Genomic DNA, 1,280 nt, shown 5'->3' on the forward strand with positions numbered 1-1,280 from the left:
GTTGTTTACTTGTTAAGATAGAATGATTGGGGTGGCCAGTAGGGCTGGTCGAACCTGTCGGACTGGTCGGACTAGTCGGACTAGTCTGACCGGTCTGACTTGTCGGAGCTGTCTGACAAAGCCCTTGGCTTTACTCCTTAGACCCTTATTTCATCTCAAACGCCGACACACTGGCCTTGTTCCCACCCGCGTTTTCGAGCAGCAGGGTGTTGTAAGGCGTTGAGGGAAACACCAAATTGGTGAGCGAGGCCTTGCCTTGGGCGTCTACAACCTCAACACTACTCTTATCTACAAAGATGCGGAGCGTGGTTATCAGGCCGCGGGTTGGGGCAATGGTAACGGCCTTGAAGGCATCGCTGAAGTCGGATTTGCCGCTTTGGGTGCGGTCTACCGATAGCGTTTGCGCGGCCACATCGTAGCTAACAACAACCTTTTCGCCTGCGGCGTTTTGCAAAGTAAGGCGTGTTTTGCCCTTGGTTTGAGGCTTAACAACCATCACTAGCTCGTATGCGCCTTGCGCTGGGTTGAAGGTTCTGCGTGCCGAAGTGCTGTTTTTGAACAGAGGTTTGGTGCGAGCGGCTAATAGTTCTTTGGAAGGTGTGCGACCAACAAAGGTCTGACCTTCGTGTTCGAACAGGTCGAGGTCGCATGCAATGGTGTTTGCCGAGCGGAATTGCAGCGTGGGAACTTGGTTGCCATACTGCCAATTGCTCATCCACGTCATCAGTATGCGGCGACCTTGCGGTGCGTTGTCAAAGGTGATGCCGGCGTAATGGTCTTTGCCATAGTCCATCCACTTGGTTGTTTCGGGCTTGTCTTCGCAGGTAAACTGGTGCCCATCAAACTCGCCGATGAAGTATTGCGTGGCGTTTCCGCCGAAAGGTCCGCCAGGGTTGATGTTGCAAATAAGCATCCACTTCTGCTTGTCGGTGCCGCGAACGGGCAGCTGCATCAGGTCGGGACATTCCCAAACGCCGTCGTGGTTGCCATATCCTTCGCCAAACTTACTTTCAAACGTCCATTCTTTGAGGTTCTTCGACGAGTAGAATTGCATTTCTTGACCAGCGGCAAGCACCATTATCCAGCGTTCGGTTGGTTGATGCCAAAACACATGCGGGTCGCGAAAATCGGGTATCGGAGCCGTTATCACGGGGTTGCGGTCGTACTTGGTGAAGGTCTGTCCGTTGTCTGTGCTGTATGCCATGCTTTGCGTTTGGCTTTCGCCGGCCGATGTATAGAATGCCACCACCGCACCTGCGCCAAAGCCAGCCGTATTGTTA

At 53.4% G+C, this 1,280-nt stretch carries 1 protein-coding gene; it reads right to left on the reverse strand.

Annotated elements, in window-relative coordinates; all coding sequences use genetic code 11:
- Nucleotides 1-145: 145 nt before the first annotated feature.
- Nucleotides 146-1,280, reverse strand: a 1,135-nt coding sequence (locus BN93_RS00830; RefSeq protein WP_044259328.1) for a glycoside hydrolase family 32 protein, incomplete at its 5' end; no start/stop codon positions are given.

Origin of the sequence: Prevotella conceptionensis 9403948, from assembly GCF_000312305.1 — a bacterium.
Lineage (GTDB): Bacteria > Bacteroidota > Bacteroidia > Bacteroidales > Bacteroidaceae > Prevotella > Prevotella conceptionensis.